The organism is Hymenobacter jeollabukensis, from assembly GCF_005771675.1.
GTDB classification, from domain to species: Bacteria; Bacteroidota; Bacteroidia; order Cytophagales; family Hymenobacteraceae; genus Solirubrum; species Solirubrum jeollabukense.
Window position 1 is genome coordinate 296,697 of sequence record NZ_VAJM01000008.1, and the last position, 16,761, is coordinate 313,457.

Annotated in this window: 15 protein-coding genes; 8 read left to right on the top strand and 7 right to left on the bottom strand. The window is 65.8% G+C overall.

The window, feature by feature from the left end; all coding sequences use genetic code 11:
- The first annotated feature begins 3 nt into the window (after nucleotides 1–3).
- From FDY95_RS16705 to FDY95_RS16715, 3 genes are all read left to right on the top strand, one after another.
- Nucleotides 4–609, top strand: a complete 606-nt coding sequence (locus tag FDY95_RS16705) for a hypothetical protein (protein ID WP_138079517.1) — start codon at nucleotides 4–6, stop codon at nucleotides 607–609.
- An 83-nt stretch (nucleotides 610–692) separates the two neighbouring features.
- A complete protein-coding gene (locus FDY95_RS16710) occupies nucleotides 693–1,451 on the top strand; it encodes a TIGR02757 family protein (protein ID WP_138079519.1) in 759 nt (252 codons plus the stop codon).
- Between the two features lie 182 nt (nucleotides 1,452–1,633).
- Nucleotides 1,634–4,051, top strand: a complete 2,418-nt coding sequence (locus FDY95_RS16715; protein ID WP_138079521.1) for an endonuclease MutS2 — start codon at nucleotides 1,634–1,636, stop codon at nucleotides 4,049–4,051.
- Nucleotides 4,052–4,153: 102 nt separating this feature from the next.
- Here the strand turns inward: FDY95_RS16715 and FDY95_RS16720 are convergent, their stop codons facing one another.
- From FDY95_RS16720 to FDY95_RS16730, 3 genes are all read right to left on the bottom strand, one after another.
- Entirely contained in the window at nucleotides 4,154–5,188 is a 1,035-nt protein-coding gene (locus FDY95_RS16720; protein WP_138079523.1) for a fibronectin type III domain-containing protein, read from the bottom strand.
- A 203-nt stretch (nucleotides 5,189–5,391) separates the two neighbouring features.
- Nucleotides 5,392–6,432 (bottom strand): UDP-N-acetylmuramate dehydrogenase, encoded by a 1,041-nt coding sequence (murB, locus tag FDY95_RS16725; protein WP_138079525.1) that lies wholly within the window; start codon nucleotides 6,430–6,432, stop codon nucleotides 5,392–5,394.
- Nucleotides 6,433–6,530: 98 nt separating this feature from the next.
- Nucleotides 6,531–7,937 carry a sugar MFS transporter gene (locus FDY95_RS16730; RefSeq protein ID WP_138079527.1) on the bottom strand — a complete coding sequence of 469 codons (1,407 nt, stop codon included), beginning with the start codon at nucleotides 7,935–7,937 and terminating at the stop codon, nucleotides 6,531–6,533.
- A 115-nt stretch (nucleotides 7,938–8,052) separates the two neighbouring features.
- Here FDY95_RS16730 and FDY95_RS16735 point away from each other — a divergent pair, with 115 nt between their 5' ends.
- Nucleotides 8,053–9,234: a THUMP domain-containing class I SAM-dependent RNA methyltransferase gene (locus tag FDY95_RS16735; RefSeq protein ID WP_138079529.1), complete on the top strand. Its 1,182-nt coding sequence runs from the start codon at nucleotides 8,053–8,055 to the stop codon at nucleotides 9,232–9,234.
- 119 nt (nucleotides 9,235–9,353) lie between these two features.
- Here the strand turns inward: FDY95_RS16735 and FDY95_RS16740 are convergent, their stop codons facing one another.
- The 4 genes from FDY95_RS16740 to FDY95_RS16755 form a co-directional block, all read right to left on the bottom strand.
- Complete coding sequence (locus FDY95_RS16740; RefSeq protein ID WP_138079531.1) at nucleotides 9,354–9,788, bottom strand: DoxX family protein; 435 nt, start codon at nucleotides 9,786–9,788, stop codon at nucleotides 9,354–9,356.
- A 66-nt stretch (nucleotides 9,789–9,854) separates the two neighbouring features.
- Entirely contained in the window at nucleotides 9,855–10,502 is a 648-nt protein-coding gene (locus FDY95_RS16745) for a hypothetical protein (RefSeq protein ID WP_138079533.1), read from the bottom strand.
- 97 nt (nucleotides 10,503–10,599) lie between these two features.
- The gene (locus FDY95_RS16750; protein ID WP_138079535.1) at nucleotides 10,600–11,235 is read right to left on the bottom strand and encodes a class I SAM-dependent methyltransferase; all 636 of its coding nucleotides are present in this window, start codon (nucleotides 11,233–11,235) and stop codon (nucleotides 10,600–10,602) included.
- A gap of 32 nt (nucleotides 11,236–11,267) precedes the next feature.
- Entirely contained in the window at nucleotides 11,268–11,450 is a 183-nt protein-coding gene (locus FDY95_RS16755; RefSeq protein ID WP_138079537.1) for a hypothetical protein, read from the bottom strand.
- 130 nt (nucleotides 11,451–11,580) lie between these two features.
- On the opposite strand from FDY95_RS16755, the gene recQ reads away from it, so the two are divergent.
- From recQ to FDY95_RS16775, 4 genes are all read left to right on the top strand, one after another.
- A complete protein-coding gene (recQ, locus tag FDY95_RS16760; protein WP_138079539.1) occupies nucleotides 11,581–13,839 on the top strand; it encodes a DNA helicase RecQ in 2,259 nt (752 codons plus the stop codon).
- A gap of 224 nt (nucleotides 13,840–14,063) precedes the next feature.
- Nucleotides 14,064–14,774 (top strand): DUF2306 domain-containing protein, encoded by a 711-nt coding sequence (locus FDY95_RS16765; RefSeq protein ID WP_138079541.1) that lies wholly within the window; start codon nucleotides 14,064–14,066, stop codon nucleotides 14,772–14,774.
- A complete protein-coding gene (locus FDY95_RS16770; RefSeq protein WP_138079543.1) occupies nucleotides 14,771–15,559 on the top strand; it encodes a hypothetical protein in 789 nt (262 codons plus the stop codon). The genes FDY95_RS16765 and FDY95_RS16770 overlap by 4 nt, the downstream gene beginning before the upstream one ends.
- Nucleotides 15,560–15,620: 61 nt before the next feature.
- Nucleotides 15,621–16,490, top strand: coding sequence for a hypothetical protein (locus FDY95_RS16775; protein ID WP_138079545.1), 870 nt, complete (start codon nucleotides 15,621–15,623; stop codon nucleotides 16,488–16,490).
- Nucleotides 16,491–16,761 lie beyond the last annotated feature (271 nt).

A 16,761-nucleotide genomic window follows, 5' to 3' on the forward strand; every position in this document is an offset into this window, starting at 1 on the left:
GCCGTGCGTCCGCCCGCTGATCCGGCCGTGGCGTTTGGGCCCGCCCACGAAATCGGCATGAGCGGACCGGCCGTGGCGCCGGCATGCTTCCGCGGCCAGCAGTTGCGTGGGGAGTTTTTAGCCGATTCCGCCGTGCGTTCCGACTGCGGCCGCTACGTGGTGTTGAGCCAGTTTCGCCCTTCTAAACGGACGCAGCGTTGGCGTACGGGAGCTGCCGCAGGCTTCGTTTTGGTCTTTGCGGTGGCAATAGGCACCGATAAATGGCCTTGGCTGGATGCGGTGGCTGGCGGCTTAGCCGTCGCGGCCGCCGTTCTGCTGGCAGGGGTGACGGTGGGCGGTGCGTTTCTCTCGCTCCTGGCACCGCTTACCGGGGCGGGGCGGTTCGGCGGACCGTTTCGCTTGCTGCTGCTCGATGAGCACACCGGGCAATGCTGGGTGCAGCGCGGGGGGGATGAGGTAATCGTGCCGCTGGAGCTGAATCGTGCCGGCCGCCTGCGCTACCAGCCGGCTTTGGCCGACTGGGCACCGCGTACGGTGAAAGTCGGTACGGCAACTTTCCGCAAGCGGCGGCCGGAGCAGGTTTTTGCGGCGGCGGAATTGCTGGCGTAACATCATTGTTGAGCTACCCGCGGCGCACCGGCCGCGTTTTCATCTACCTGCTGCGGCTGCGGCCGCGGGTTGCCCTTCTGCTCTTGACTCACTCCGAAATCCAGGCCCTGCTCGACGACCGGTACCGGCGCTACGATCAGCCGGCCTTCATTGCGCCCGACCCCATCAGCCTGCCGCACCGCTACTCGCAGCGGGCCGACATCGAAATCAGCGGACTGTTTGCGGCCCTGCTGGCCTGGGGCAAGCGCAGCATCATTCTCAAGAAGATGGACGAGCTGCTCGCGCGCATGGACCACGCCCCGCACCAGTTCATCCTCGGCCACCAGGACGACGACCTGCGCCGGCTGGAAAAGTTCTGCCACCGCACCTTCTGCGACACCGACCTGCTCTACTTCGTGCACTGGCTGCGCTGGTACTACCGGCAGCACGAGACGCTGGAAGACGCCTTTCTGCACGGCGCAACGCAGCGCGAGCGGCTGGAAAACTTCCATCACCTGTTCTTCAGCCTGCCCGACGCGCCCGCGCGCACCCGCAAGCACGTGGCCACGCCGGCCCGCAACTCGGCCTGCAAGCGCGTGAACATGTACCTGCGCTGGATGGTGCGCCGCGACGAATACGGCGTCGACTTCGGCCTCTGGACGCGCCTCTCGCCCGCCGACCTCGTCTGCCCGCTCGACGTGCACGTGGAGCGCGTGGCCCGGCGCCTGGGCCTGCTCACGCGCAAGCAAACCGACTGGCAGGCCGCCACGGAGCTGACCGCCCGCCTGCGCGAATTTGACCCCACCGACCCGGTGAAGTACGACTTCGCGCTGTTCGGGCTGGGCATCGACGAGAAGTTCTAAGGGCGGCGGAGCCAGCTGCCCCGTAACTTGATTTAATAATCCGCCGCCACCCGCGAAGAAACCGGTATCGTATAGCTTTGCCTGAATCTTTCTGCCCCCGTGGCTGTTAGAGAAGGCTGCCGCTGCCGTCCGCGGCCGGCCCTTGTTCCTCCTCCCGACTACCCCGTACCCCCGATACCCTTTTGATTTACCCGCAAACCTTCGAGCAGAAAATCGGCTTCCAGCAGGTGCGTGAGCGGCTGAGTGAGCTGTGCCTGAGCCAGCTGGGCCGCCACTACGTGCAGAAAATGCAGTTTCAGCCCCGCGCCGACGAACTGAAAAAGCTGCTGCTCCAGACCGACGAATTCCGCCAGCTGCTCAACGCCGGCGCCGACTTTCCCAGCCAGTACTACCACGACGTGCACCCGCACCTGCTGCGGGCGCAGCTGCCCGGCGCCTTCCTGGAAGTGGCCGCGTTCTTCCAGATCAAAATGTCCTTGCGCACCATCCGCGAGGCGCTGACCTTTTTCACCCAGGCCCCCGAAGGGCTGTACCCCACGCTGCGCCTGCTCGGCATCGGCGTGCAGGCCGACCGCAACCTGCTCCTGGCCCTCGACAAGGTAGTGGACGACGAGGGCCACGTGCGCGACGACGCGACGCCCCTGCTGCGGCAGTTGCGCCAGGAGCTGATCAACCGCCAGGGCATCCTGCGCCGCTCCATTGCCGACGTGCTGCGCAAGGCCCGCTCCGAGGGCTGGACGCCCGAGGGCGCCGAGCCCACCATTCGCGGCGGGCGCCTGGTGCTGCCCATCGTGGCCGAGCACAAGCGCCGCATCAAGGGCCTGATCCACGACGAATCGGCCACGGGGCAGACGGTGTACATCGAGCCGGAAGCGGTGTTCGAGCTCAATAACGACATCAAGGACCTCGAAAATGCCTGGCACCGCGAGTTGGTGCGCATCCTGATCAGCCTGACCGACCAGCTGCGCCCCCACATTCCGGATTTGCGCCGCGCCTACCAGTTCCTGGGTTTGCTGGACTTCGTCCGCGCTAAGGCCCGCCTGGCCCAGCAGCTCGAAGCCGTGCTGCCGCGTCTGCACCCGCGCCCGCTCATCCGCTGGGAGCAGGCCCGCCACCCTTTGCTGTACCTCAACTTCAAGGAGCAGGGCCGCGAGGTGGTGCCGCTGGACCTGGAGCTGACGCCCGAGCAGCGCATCCTGGTTATTTCCGGGCCGAACGCCGGCGGTAAGTCGGTGGCCATGAAGACGGTGGGACTGGTGCAGTACATGCTGCAGTGCGGCCTACTCATTTCCGTGCGCGAGGGTTCCGAAGCCGGCGTGTTCGACGACATCTTCCTCGACATCGGCGATGAGCAGAGCCTGGAAAACGACCTGAGCACGTATTCCTCGCACCTGACGCACATGAAGCAGTTTCTGCTCCTGGCCAACAAGCGCAGCCTGGTGCTCATCGACGAATTCGGTACCGGTACCGAGCCGGTGCTCGGGGGCGCCATTGCCGAAGCAGTGCTGAGCGAGCTGAACCGGGTGCGGGCCTTCGGCGTCATCACCACGCACTACACCAACCTGAAGAACCTGGCCGAGCGCACGCCGGGCCTCGTCAACGGGGCCATGCGCTACGACCCGAAGCACCTGCAGCCGCTCTACCGGCTGGAAACGGGCAAGCCGGGCTCGTCCTTCGCCCTGGAAATTGCCCGCAAGATCGGTCTGCCCAAGACCATCGTGGAGCGGGCTTCGCAGCTCGTGGGCAAGGAAAAAGTGCGCTACGACCGGCTGCTGGAAGAGCTGGAAGCCGAAAAGGCCCAGCTGGAAAAGCGCAGCGCCGAAGCCGAGAAAAACGAGCGGCGCATGAAAAAGCTGGCCCAGGAGTACCAGGAGCTGAAAAACCACGTCGAAGAAACCCGGCAGGACGTTATCCGCGAGGCCAAGCAGAAAGCCAAGCTGCTGCTCAAGGACACCAACGCCCAGATCGAGGCCACCATCCAGGAAATCCGCACGGCCGGGGCCGAGAAGGAACAAACCAAAGCCGCCCGCCAGAAGCTCGACTCTTTCGTGCAGAAGGAGCTGAAGACGGAGCTGCCCAAGCCCCGCGGCACCCGCGAAGTGGCCGACCCCAAAGCCCTTAAGCCCGGCGACAAGGTGGCCCTGATCGGGCAGGAAGGCTACGGCGAGCTGGTGGGCCTGAAGGGCAACACGGCCGAGGTGCTCTTCGGCGGGCTGAAAACCATCGTGAAGGTGGCCCAGCTGGAAAAGGTGACGCGCTCCGAAATCCGGGAGCGGGAAAAGGAAGCCGCCCGCAAGGCCCCGGCCTCCGAAGCCCGCAGCGGCAGCAACATGGACGTGACCGGGCGCATGGCCGGCTTCAGCACCACCCTCGACCTGCGCGGGGAGCGGGCCGAAGATGCCCTGCAGCGCGTGATGAACTACGTCGACGACGCCATCATGCTCGGCGTGCCGGAGCTGAAGTTCATTCACGGCCGCGGCAACGGCGTGCTGCGCCAGGTAGTGCGCGACTACCTGCACTCCCAGCGGGCCGTGGCCAGCGTGGCTGACGAGCACGCCGACCGCGGCGGCGACGGCGTGACGGTGGCCGTGCTCAAGTAAGCAGCAACGATACGCGAACTGCGGCACCCTGCCGAAAACGCCAACGGGCCGGCTCTTCCTTGCGAAGAGCCGGCCCGTTGCTGTTTTCGGCAGGGTGCCGGTTTACTTCTTGCGGGTAATCATCGGTACGGCCGGCTGGGTGCTGATGCCCATGCTGTTGCCCGACGACACACGGATGTAGTAGGTGGTGCCGGCCTGCAGGTCGGTCAGCGTCATCTGGTGCTGGGTGACGGGCGTCTTGTCCTCCACCACGCCGCCCAGGGCGGGGCTGGCACCGTACTCAATCTTGGTGGTGCCGGGGTTTATCGTGCTGAAATCAACCGTGATGCTGTTCTTGGTTACGGCCACCGGTACCGGCTCACCCTTGATGACGGGCAGGCCGCCGGCCACCACGAAGTCGGTGCTCAGGCGGGGCAGCAGCTGGTAGCCGGTGGGCGTACCGGTAGGGGAGTGCTGGCCCACCACGCCCACCAGGTCAAACTTGCCTTCGGGCGGGGTGAAGCCCACCAGGCCGTTGGGGCCGGTGGACGGGGCCGAGATGCGCACGATGGCACCGGCCTGCCCGTTGATGAGGTAGTTCACGTTGCCCACCAGGGCCGGGGCGGGCTGGCCGCCGGTGGTGCTCAGACGCTCCACTTCGGTAATTTTCACCAGGCGGCCTTCGTAGGCTTCGCTCAGCACCTTGGTCAGCTCGGCGGCGGGCACCGTCACGGCCCCGAACTTCCGGCCCGAGGCGAGCTTCTTCACCGACTGCACCGGGTCCATTTCCAGCAGGCTGTTGTAGTTTTTCAGCACGCCGTGGGCTTCCACGCTGTCACCGGGCATCAGGTTTTTCAGGTCTTCCAAGGTGTTGGAGAACAAACCCAGCCCGCCTTCCTTGTCCTGGATATAGCGGATGTTGCCCAGCTCCGGGCCGTTGACGACCACGCCGCGCACCGTGACGGTAGCGCCAGGCTCGGTCGTGCGCACCGAAGCCAGCGTGGGCGGGCCAGCCGGTGCCGCCGGGGCAGCGGGCGTAGCCGGGGCCTTGGTGGTCGTGGTGGTGGTAGTGGTACGCTTGGTGGTCCGGGTCTGCTGGGCCCGGGCGGTCATCAGGGCGCTGCTAAGCAGCAGCGCTAAAAGAGTCAATTTTTTCATTGGAGGCGAGGAGGCGGCAATAGGTATAGGGGCGGCAAGCTCTACACAAATTTGGGCTTAGTTCCTGAGACTATTGCAATGAGAAGGGTGGGTATTCCTGAAATTTAATATTTAAGTCCTGTTTTTAAGCCATTACTCGTGTAGTAAGCCCGCGCCGCAGCGTTCAGGGCCGATTTCCCAAAGTCGTGCCAACGTCTGCCGGGCTAGATGATGTTGACTTCCGGGTGCAGCTCGATGCCGAATTTCTCGCGCACCGAGGCAATAATTTCCTCGGCCAGGGCGCGCACTTCGAGGCCGGTGGCCCCGCCGTGATTCACCAGTACCAGCGCCTGCCGGTCGTGCACGCCGTAGCGGCCCTCCCCGGCGCGGTGGCCCTTCCAGCCGCACTGCTCGATCAGCCAGCCCGCGGGCACCTTCACGCCGCCGGGCACCGGGTAGCCGGGTAGCTCGGGGAACTGCGCCTTGAGCGCGTCGAACTTGGCCTGCGACACCTCCGGGTTCTTGAAGAAGGAGCCCGCGTTACCGATCTGGGCCGGGTCGGGCAGCTTGCTGCGCCGGATGCTGATGACGGCCTGGCTGACCTGCTGCGGGGTGGGCTCCTCGGTCACGCCCATTTCCTCCAGCGTCGTGCGGATGGCCCCGTACGAGGTATTGGCCTGGGGCCGGCGGTGCAGGCGCAGCACCACGCCCGTCACGATGTACTGGTTGCGCAGTGGGCCCTTGAATACCGATTCGCGGTACCCGAAGCCACACTCCTCGCGCGAGAAGCGCCGCTGCGTGCCGCTGCTGATTTCCACCGCTTCGAGGTACTCAAAGGCGTCCTTTAGCTCCACGCCGTAGGCCCCGATGTTCTGCAGCGGGGCCGCGCCCACCGTGCCCGGTATCAAGGACAGGTTTTCGATGCCCGACAGGCCCTGGCCAAGCGCGTACTCCACCAGCCCGTGCCACGACTCGCCCGCCCCGGCCCGCACCAGCACGGTGCCGTCGGCCTGCTCGTCGAGGGTTTCCAGCCCGCGGATTTCGTTTTTGAGCACTACGCCGTCGAAGTCCTGGGTGAAGAGCAGGTTGGAGCCGCCGCCGAGCACCAGCTTCGGGGTCTGCTGCACCTCGGGCAGCTGCAGCAGGGCGCGCAGCTCCTCGGCCGAGCGGAAGGGGGCAAACAGGCGGGCTTTGGCGTCGATGCCGAAGGTATTGTAGGCGCGCAGCGACACGTCGTGCTGCAGGGCGGGAGAAGCGCTAGACATGGGGCAAAGATAGCGGGGGCGGCGCGCCAGCGGCGAAAACAGCCGCGCCCGCTACCAACAGAGGCAGCGGGCGCGGCAAAACGCGGGTAACGACCGGCTTAGCGCACGCGGTAGCCGCTCACGGCGTAGTAGAGCAGGTAGGCGTAGCAGAGGGCGGGCAGCAGGAAGGCCACGCGCAGGCCGCCGGCGTAGGTGGCCGCCCAGCCCATCAGCAGCGGCACGATGGCCCCGCCCACGATGGCCATGATCAGGTACGAGGAACCCTGCTTGGTGAATGGCCCGAGGCCTTTGATGGCCAGCGGGAAAATCACCGGCCACATAATCGAGTTCATCAGCCCGCAGAGCACCACCAGCCACAGGGCCGCCTCGCCGCGCACCGCAATGGAGGCCAGCACGAACACCACCCCGGCGGCGCACACTGCCGCCAGGGCCTTCCGGTCGTTGATGCGGGTGAGCAGCGGAATGCCCACCACCCTGCCCACCAGGGAGCCAAACCAGTAGGAAGCCACCAGCACCGCGCCCACGGCCTTGGTGAAGCCGGCGGTGGTGTCGATAGCGGCCGGGGCCTGCCCGAAGAGCACGGCCAGGAAGTTGGTGGCCACGTTCAGCCCGCGCACCAGCGCCTGGGTGAAGTCGCTGAGCTGGGTGATGCCCTGGGCCTCGCCGTAGCGGATCAGGAAGGAGCCCAGGCCCACTTCCACACCCACGTAGAGGAAGATGGCCGCCACGCCCAGGCGCAGGTGGGGGAAGTCCAGCGCCGACTTGCGGCCGCTGCCGGCCGTCAGGTCCGGGGTGTCGGCTTCGTTGTCGGCCTGCATGCCTTCGATTTCGGGCAGCTTCAGCAGGAAGAACACCCCGGCCAGCACGGCCAGGAAGGCGGCCAGGCCCAGGTAGGGCGCTTTCACCAGCGTAGCTTCTTCGGCCAGACGCTCGGCCGCCGGCAGGGCCGCCAGGCGGGCCTTGAGCACGGCCGAGCCGCCGAATAGCAGCATGCCGCCGAGCAGGGGCGAGAGGGTGCCGCCGAGGTTGTTGGCCACGCCCACAATGCTCACGCGGCTGGCGGCGCGGCTGGCCGGCCCCAGCACCGATACGTAAGGATTGGCCGCGACTTGCAGCAAGGTTACGCCCGCCCCGAGCACGCCCAGGCCGAGCAGGAACACGGCGAAGGTGCGCGAGTTGGCCGCCGGCACGAAGAGCAGCGCGCCCGCCGCCATCACCAGCAGCCCCAGCACGATGCCGCGCTGATAGCCCAGGCGCCGCAGCACGTAGCCCGCCGGCAACGACATCAGGAAGTAGGCCCCGAAAAAGGCAAACTGCACCAGGGACGACTGCAGGTCGGTGAGCTGACACACGTCCTTGAGGTAGGGCATCAGCACGTCGTTGAAGTTGGTGACGGCCCCGAACAGGAAGAACAGCGAGGTCATGGCCGCCATGGGCAGCGCGTAGCTGCGGGCGGGGCCGGCGGCGACGGTGGTGGGAGTGGAGGAAGTAGTGGGAGCGGCCATCGAGGCGGGGGTAGCGGGGAAGGAGGCCTTAAATATAGGAAACCGCCGCGCTAAGCCGGGTTGCTGCGGGCTTTTGCGCACCTTTGCAGCCCCGTTTTCCTTTCCCCATTTGCGTATGGCTTCCCGCGCCGCCGAATTGTACCTGACCGCCACCACCCAGTTTGGCCTCGAAGAGTTGCTGGCCGAAGAGCTACGCCAGCTGGGCGCCACCGACCTGCAGGTGGGCACCCGCGTGGTGGAGTTCAAGGGCAACAAGCAGCTGCTCTACGAAGCCGTGCTCTGGTGCCGCACCGCCGTGCGCATCATGCTGCCCTTCGCCGATTTCGCCGCCCCCGACGAGCGGAGCCTCTACCGCGAGGTCAGCCGCATCGACTGGAGCCAGTACCTGCGGGCCGACCAGACCTTCGCCATTACGGCCGTCACCAACCGCTCCAACCTGGAGCACTCCCTCTACATCGCCCAGCTCACCAAGGACGCCATCGTCGACCAGTTCCGGGCGCGCACCGGCCAGCGGCCCAGCGTCGACCCGGTGAAGCCCGACGTGCGCCTGCACCTGCACTTGTTCGAGAACGAGGCCGTCCTCTCGCTCGACGCGGTGGGCGAGTCCCTGCACCGGCGCGGCTACCGGCAGCTCACCAACGAGGCGCCCATGAACGAGGTGCTGGCCGCCGGCCTGATCATGCTCAGCGGCTGGGACGGCCGCCGGCCCCTCATCGACCCGATGTGCGGCTCGGGCACCATCCTCTGCGAGGCGGCCATGATTGCCCAGCGCATCGCGCCCGGCCTCTACCACCAGGGCGACTTCGCCTTCCAGCACTGGCCCGACTTCGAGCAGGCGCTCTGGGACTCGGTGGTCATGGATGCCAAACAGGCCCGCCTCGAAGAGCCGCAGGCCTACCTGGCCGGCTCCGACCTCTCGGCCGAAACCCTGGAGCGGGCCCGCCAGAACGTGGCCGCCGCCGACCTGGAAGACTACATCCGGCTGGCCGTGCGCGACGTGCGCGACGCCCAGCCGCCCAAAAACGAGGAGCCCGGCATCCTGCTGATGAACCCGCCCTACGGGGAACGAATCGGCGCCGAAGCGGAAATGGCCGGCCTCTACAAAACCATCGGCGACACGCTCAAAACCAACTTCCAGGGCTACGACGCCTACATCTTCACCGGCAACGCGGAAGCGGCCAAAAGCGTGGGCCTGCGCACCTCGCGCCGCATCCCGCTCTACAACGGCCCCATCGAGTGCCGCCTGCTGAAATACGAGCTATACCGCGGCACCCGCAAAGGCCCGAAGGAGGAATAGCCGGACACGGGCTTCGGCTTGACAAATCAGTTAGTTACACCCTGGCGCGGTGGTTTCATTGGCGTAGCGGTGGTTTCTCCCCGAGTCCGTTGGCCGCTGCCAACCGATTCTGTTGGCCTTCAATCCAACGCCGAACCTGCAGTGGCTGCCGGCGCCGGCCGCCGCGTGTACTGCCACGCCCACAGGATGAGCAGGCCTTGCAGCGGCAGCCGCGCCCACAGCAGCCACTGCGGCGCCCCGATACCGCCGCCGGGCAGCCGGGCCATGTACACGTTGGCCGGAAACACGGCTACCAGCAGCGCCACCAGTCCCCAGGCCGCCAGCCGCCGCGTGCGCCGCGGCAGCAGCAGCAGCCCCAGCCCGATTTCGGCCGCCCCGCTCAGATATACCAGCGCCTCGGGCGCGGGCAGTCCCGGCGGCACGATGCGCACGAAGGGCCCGGGCCGCAGGAAGTGGAACACGCCGGCCGTGACGAACAGGGTAGCCAGGGCCAACAGGCTGAAGTGGGGCAACAGGCGGGCGGCGACGAGCGAAAATCGGGCGGCGGTAACCATGCAAAGGAAGTCAGGCCCCGGTAGTAGCGCGCTGCTCGGGAAAATGTTGCCGCATACGCCGTCGGGCTAAAACCGGCGGTAGTTGGCGGCCCAGTAAGCCTCGATAAACCGGTGCTGGTTGCCCTGATAGCGGGGCTGAGCCAACTGTTCGGCGGGCAACTGCTGCAGCAGGGTTTGGGCGTCGCCCCGCTGGCGGTAGATCCAGATGCCGTCGTCGGGCTGGCCGGTGGCGCGCGCACGGATAACGCCGACGACTTGCTCCCGCCAATCGACGAGCCGGATCAGGTGGCTTTCCCAGCAGTCGTTCCCGCAACCGACGCGGACGTAGTTGTGGTAAAGCGCGGTGCCGGGGAGCCGAACGAGGTATAGGTTTTCACCAACTATCAGCCGGTAAGTGCGCGTCCTCGGGTCGAACAGCCAGTTCTGGCACGCGTGCGGGTCGCTGGCAAATAGCGCCGCCTGGATGTCGGTGTAGCCGTCCGCGTTGATATCGAGGAATTCCAGCTCGAAAACGCCCTCATTGGCGCGGATAACGGAGTCGCCAGCAGCGGTGCACAGGCCGGTGAAAGTGCGGCCGGCGTAGCTAGCCAGCAGACGTTGCCCGTTAAGACGCAGGGTATCCACCCGCCGCGGGGCCGGCTCGGCGGCCGGCGCGGGCCGCTGCAGACGATCCGCCTGGCGGGGCGGGGGCTCGGCGGAGCAAGCGGCCAGCATTGTCAGGAGAAACGCAATGGGTAGATGAACTTGCAAAATCATTGATTGCTTGGTGGTTAGGTGCTATGGTTATGGGGCGTAGTACTTGATGTCGGCGTTACTGCTTGCGCGCAAGAAGGATGCAGTGCGTATCCGCCGGCCTGTCGGCCCGCGGGTAGGGCTTGCGAAATTCCTCCACCAGCGCAAAGCCCGCCGCGGCCAGGTTGGCCCGCACCTCGGCGGCCGGGTGGTAGTACACGTAGGCCGTAGCCTGCCCGTTGCTCGACGCCTCGAAGCCCGAGCGGGCCGCCTCGTCGTCGATAAAACTCAGGTAGAGCAGGCCCTCGGGCGTGAGGCGGGCGTGGGCGTCGCGCAGCAGCTGGGCGCCTTCGGCCGGCGCGAGGTAGGGCAGGCAGAAGCCGGCCACCACGGCCTCGAACTGCCGGGGTGCCAGCTGACCAATGGCCCGGGCGTCGAGCAGCTGGCACTCGGCGGCGGGGTTGTTCTGCCGGGTCAGCCGGAGCATGTTCGGGGCCGGGTCGGTGGCCAGGATATGCAGGTCGGGGCGGCGGCGCAGCAGGGCGCGGGTGACGTTGCCGGGGCCGCAGCCCAACTCCAGCACCCGGGCTGAGGGCGGGAGCAGCTGCGCCAGCCGGTCGTAGCTGTCGTCGTAGAGGTCCAGGTCCATGAACTTGTCCTGGTAAGCCTGGGCCAGCTGGTCGAAGGCGGCAATGCTGAGGGCGTGGTGGTCCATGGGCGGGAAACGGCGGTGACGGGGTGGTGAGTTTACTTTGGCTTGTAGGCGGTGTATCGGGCGCGCACCAGCTCCCGGCGGACGGCCGCCAGGTACTGCCTGCGCAGCATCTTCTGCGGCGGGCGGGCTTCGTGCTGCGCCTGCCACAACTCGTAGCCGAAGCTGTTAGGGCACAGGAACTCCAGTCGGCGGGTAAGATACTGCCGGGCTACCACCGGCAACGTCGCGCTCCGGGCGCGGCGGGAGCAAAGGTGAAAATTGTCGACCAGGGCCGGCGCACCATTTTAGCTTTTCTCTAGTTTCTTTAGCTTCAAACTCCCGCCAAACCGCCGTATTTTTACCCCGATGTTAGCAGCTACCCAGCCCCTCACGCCCACGCTCGAATCGGCCCGGCGCGTCCTGAAGCAGTACTACGGCTACGACCAGTTCCGGCCGATGCAGCAGGATATTATCCAGTCGATTCTCTCAGGGCAGGATACCGTCGTGCTCATGCCCACCGGCGGCGGCAAATCCGTCTGCTTCCAGGTGCCGGCCATGGTGCAGGAGGGCGTGTGCGTGGTCGTGTCGCCGCTGATTGCGTTGATGAAGGACCAGGTGGAGGCCCTGAAAGCCAACGGTATATCCGCCGCTTGTATCAACAGCAGCATCGGCCAGGCCGAGCAGAGCAGCATCGGCCGCGCCTGCCAGGCCGGAATGCTCAAGCTCCTGTACGTCTCGCCCGAAAAGCTGCTGTCCGAGGGCTTTCTGAGCTTCCTGCACCGGCTTAAAGTCAGCATGTTTGCCATCGACGAAGCGCACTGCATCTCGTCCTGGGGCCACGACTTTCGCCCTGAGTACACCCAGCTGCGGGTGCTGCGCGAGCAGTTTCCCGAGGTGCCCATCATTGCCCTCACCGCCACCGCCGACCGCCTCACCCAGCGCGACATCCAGCAGCAGCTGCGCCTGACCGAGCCGAAGGTGTTCCTCTCCTCGTTCGACCGGCCCAATCTGAGTTTGAGCGTGCGCCCGGGCCAGGACCGCGTCAACTCGGTGGTCAACTTCCTGAAAACCCACGAAAACGAGGCCGGCATCGTGTACTGCCTCTCGCGCAAGCAGTGCGAGACGCTGGCCGGCAAGCTCAAGGAGAAAGGCATCCGCGCCGGTTTCTACCACGCGGGCATGACCGACCGCAGCCGTTCCGACGTGCAGGAGCAGTTTCTGCGCGACGATCTGCAGGTGATTTGCGCCACCGTCGCCTTCGGCATGGGCATCGACAAGAGCAACGTGCGCTGGGTGCTGCACTACAACCTGCCCAAGAACATCGAGGGCTACTACCAGGAAATCGGCCGTGCCGGCCGCGACGGGGCCCCCGCCGAAGCCGTGCTGTTCTACTCGTACGCCGACGTGGCCCAGCTGCGCGACATGATTACCAAGGACGCCGACCCGCGCCTGGCCCAGCTCAATAGCACCAAGCTGGAGCGCATGCAGCAGTTTGCCGAAGCCGCTTCGTGCCGCCGCCGCATCCTGCTGGCCTACTTCGGCGAGGTGCTGGAAAAAGACTGCGGCAACTGCGACATCTGCCGCAACCCGCCCTCTACCTTCGACGGCACCGAGCTGGCCCAGAAAGCCCTGTCGGCCGTGGCCCGCACCCGCGAAGCCGCCCCGCTCTCCGTCATCTGCGACGTGCTGCTGGGCCGCCGCAACCAGGGCGTCATCTCGCGCGGCTACGACCAGATCAAAACCTTCGGTGCCGGCGCCGACCTGAGCTTCCTCGATTGGCAGAGCTACCTACACCAATTGCTCAACGACGGCCTTCTCTACATTGCCTACGAGCAGGGCTACGCCTTGAAGCTCACTGACCTTGGCTGGCAGGTGCTCAAGGGCGAAAGGAAGCAGGCCCTGAAGCAGTTTCAGGTGCCGCAGAAGGCCGAAAAAGCCCCCAAAGGCCGCGCCGCCAAAGCCGCCACCGGCCAGCGCCTGCCCTCCATTGCCGACGAGCTGTTCGACCGCCTGCGCCAGCTGCGCAAGCAGATTGCCGACGAGCAGGGCGTGCCGCCCTATGTGGTCTTCTCCGACGCCACGCTGCAGGAAATGGCCATCGAGCGGCCCCGCACCCGCACCGCCATGCTGGCCGTGTCGGGCGTGGGCATGAAGAAGTTCGAAACCTACGGGGAGCGGTTTATCGACCTCATCACCCAGCACGCCGGCGCCCCCTCACCCGACGACGTGCCCGACGTACCCAGCGACGAGGACGACACGCCCGCGCCGGCTAAGAAGCGCAGCCCCGGCACGCCCAGCGGCACCGCCCTCGACAGCTGGAAAATGCACCGGCAGGGCCTCTCGGTGGAGCAGGTGGCCGAGCAGCGCGGCCTGGCCGTCAGTACCATCAAGTCGCACCTGGAGGCCTTGTACGAGCGGGGCTACCAGCTGCGCACCGAGGAGTTTATCAGCCAGGACGACTACGCCCGCATCAAAACCGCCGTGCAGGAGCTGGGCCCCGATTTCCGCCTGCGCGACCTGTTCGACCACCTGCGCGAGCAGTACGACTACTTCCAGCTGCGCGTGGCCCTCACCTACGACAAGCGCCTGCGCGGGGAGCTGCCCAACCAGCCGCCGGTGGAGTAAGAAACGTCAGCCGTACAATTGTCAGCCGGGTTGGTGCCGTGAGGTGCGGGCCCGGCTGATTTGTTGTGCGGGTGTCTGGTTACCGCTGGTTGATGACAACCATAAACTAGCAGCTCAAAATATTCGACCGCCTTTATACAATGGCGCGGCAATAATCCGTTCAGCAGATGCAAACGGCTCGTGGCAAATTGCTACTTTACCTCAGGTTCGCTTTTCCGTTGTCTATGGCTGCTGCCGCCTCCTTTTCCCGCGTCTTTCAGGGCCTGTTCGGCTTGGGCGTGGTGCTGTTTACGGGCCTGATGCTCACCAAAGTGGTGCCCTACCTGAGCTTCGAGCCTGGCATTGACTTTCTGACCACCAAATCGGCCGAAACCAACGCCAGCGCGCTGTTCCGGCTGGGCTTCTACGTGCATATCACCAGCAGTCTGTGGGTTATGGCCACCGGGCTGGTGCAATTTTTTCCGCGCCTCTGGGCCGGACGCCGGGCCCTGCACCGCACGCTGGGCAAGGTGTACGTGGCCTCCGTTCTGCTGCTGGCCGCGCCCTCGGGGCTGATTCTGGCCCTGTACGCCAACGGCGGGCTGGTGGCCAAAGTTGGCTTCACGCTGCAGTGCCTCGTGTGGTGGCTGAGCACCTGGCAGGCCTACCGCACGGCCCGGCAACGCCAGTGGCAGCCCCACACCGACTGGATGCTGCGCAGCTACCTTGTCACCCTGGCCGCCATGAGCCTGCGCCTGGAAAGCTTCGGCCTGTTCTACCTGTTCCAGACCAAGCCCATCGAAACCTACCTCACCGTCACCTGGCTTTCCTGGACCGGCAACCTCGTGCTGGCCGAAGTGCTCATTCAGGCCGGCGTGACCCGCCGCCTGCTGCGCACGGCCCTGGCTGCCGCGCCCCAACCCTCTGCTACCACCGCTAAGCCTCAACTGGTATGATTTCGCGCACCGCTTGCCTCGCCGGCCTCGGCAGCTTGGCCCTGCTGACGGCCCTGGTGGCCGCCCGCCCCGCTACTCCGGCCGCGCCGGCCCCCCGCACTGCGCCCGCGGCCAAAACCCGCACCCTGCTCTCGACGGCCGCCACCCAGAGCTTCTGGCGGCGCTACAGCTGCGCCCCGCTCTGGCAGCTCTCCTCGTCCGGCAACAGCGCCCGCAGCGGCTTTTTCGGCCAGAGCGGCTTTCGCATCGATTTTGCCCTGCTGCGGGTGCAGCGCGACGCGAGTAACCCCAACATCTACCGCGTGGAGGGCAAAAGCCGTTGCCTGAAAAACATTGCCGTGCCGTTCGAGGGCGTCATCGTACTCAAGCAGGTGTATCAGGCCCCGGCCGAGGCCAATACGCCGTCCCGCTATACCGTCGTGGGCACCTTCGAATTTGTGGAGCAGCGCATTGCCCGCAACACCGGCACCTACCGCGGCACCGTGTCCGCCGATGTGGCACCGGACGGCAGCAGCCTCGCGCTGACGCGTATCGAAGGCAGCTCCGTCGGCCTCTGCGGCTACAAATTTGAGGGCCAGTGGCGCAGCACCGAGGGCGAGGTGGAGCGCGTGGTGTGGGCCGACAACTGGCGGACGCTGGCCAGCCAGGTTTTCCACGATTTTGAAATGGGTGACCGGATGCCCAGCATCAACCCCAAATACGCCGAGCGGGGCTGGAGCCGCTACTGGGACAACGACGAATGGTGGGCCGAATCGCCCGCCGCCAACGCCCGTCTCAGTCTCTGATGCGGCCGACCCGCCGCGCAGTTCACGGACCTCAATCTGACCTCAACCAAGCCCTTTGCTCATGAAAACGCACGTTTACCTGCTGCTAAGTGCCGGCCTGCTCGGCGCCTGCCAGCGCGCCACCGACACGGAAACGCCCGCCGCGACGGCACCCGTCACGGCCGTTACCAACACCGTCGCCGATGCCCGGCTGGCGGCGCCGGAACCCGCCGCTCCGGCGCTGCCGGCCGAGCAGCTGGCCGTGTTGCAACAGTTCGATCTGGCCCCTTTGCTGCTGCCCGCCAGCTACGAAGACGAGGAGGGTGCGCGCTCGGCCGGGCAGGCCATGAACGGCTTTTTCGGTTCGGATCATTACCGCATCGAATTCGTTTTCACCCGCGTGGAGCGCGACGCCCGAAACCCGGCGCTGTACCACATCAGCGGCAAGGACCGCTACAAAAAGCGCGTCAGTCCGCTGGAAGGTACCATCGAGCTAACGCAGCTGCAGCCGATGAAGCCGCTCGAAGGTTCCCCCAACGGCGAGTTGACGGCCGCTTATGCCGCTACCGGACAGTTTGAGCTGCGCGAAGGCCCTGAGGGCAATGGCAGCGGTGTTTTTCGCGGCAAGTTCGCGCTGGATTTTGGCCGTGGAACAGAGCAGAAGCCGGAACTGGCAACCTGGGGCTTCACCGAGGAGTCGATGGCGGCGCGCCGGGCCGGCAGCCGCTTCGAGGGCCAATGGACCAGCAACCAGACCCGCAAAACCAAGCCCGTGCTCTGGGCCGACGGCAACGGCCTGTTCGCCATTGCCCAGGATGTGTTTGCCGACTTCAACGTGGGCGAGCGGGGCCCCGAAATCAACGAGAAATACGCCAAGCTGGGCTGGAATACCTACTGGGAAAACGACGAATGGTGGGCTGAATCGCCCAAAACCGCGACGGTCAGCCTGTAGGAAACCAGTGGTCAGAAGATTCTCCGCACCGCCAAGAAATGTGGTAGCCGAGACATTTCGCCCCTTCCGCTGCACGTCATGTCGAGCGCAGCCGAAACGTCTTGCGTGCTTCGTTGCACGACGAAAAATAAAACGAGATGCTTAGCCGGCTCCATTTGTCGAAGCAGCTTAACCACTTTGATATATAAAAATTGAGCGGTGGTCTAATACATGGTGCATCGTCGATTATGCTCGTCAATGACGAGTTGAATGCGGACGTGGTGCATGGCCA

Coding starts and splice junctions, on each gene's coding strand:
- FDY95_RS16720 (WP_138079523.1), bottom strand. CDS start 5,188: ATGAAAAAATTGACTCTTTTAGCGCTGCTGCTTAGCAGCGCCCTGATG.
- murB (WP_138079525.1), bottom strand. CDS start 6,432: ATGTCTAGCGCTTCTCCCGCCCTGCAGCACGACGTGTCGCTGCGCGCC.
- FDY95_RS16730 (WP_138079527.1), bottom strand. CDS start 7,937: ATGGCCGCTCCCACTACTTCCTCCACTCCCACCACCGTCGCCGCCGGC.
- FDY95_RS16735 (WP_138079529.1), top strand. CDS start 8,053: ATGGCTTCCCGCGCCGCCGAATTGTACCTGACCGCCACCACCCAGTTT.
- FDY95_RS16740 (WP_138079531.1), bottom strand. CDS start 9,788: ATGGTTACCGCCGCCCGATTTTCGCTCGTCGCCGCCCGCCTGTTGCCC.
- FDY95_RS16745 (WP_138079533.1), bottom strand. CDS start 10,502: ATGCTGGCCGCTTGCTCCGCCGAGCCCCCGCCCCGCCAGGCGGATCGT.
- FDY95_RS16750 (WP_138079535.1), bottom strand. CDS start 11,235: ATGGACCACCACGCCCTCAGCATTGCCGCCTTCGACCAGCTGGCCCAG.
- recQ (WP_138079539.1), top strand. CDS start 11,581: ATGTTAGCAGCTACCCAGCCCCTCACGCCCACGCTCGAATCGGCCCGG.
- FDY95_RS16765 (WP_138079541.1), top strand. CDS start 14,064: ATGGCTGCTGCCGCCTCCTTTTCCCGCGTCTTTCAGGGCCTGTTCGGC.
- FDY95_RS16770 (WP_138079543.1), top strand. CDS start 14,771: ATGATTTCGCGCACCGCTTGCCTCGCCGGCCTCGGCAGCTTGGCCCTG.
- FDY95_RS16775 (WP_138079545.1), top strand. CDS start 15,621: ATGAAAACGCACGTTTACCTGCTGCTAAGTGCCGGCCTGCTCGGCGCC.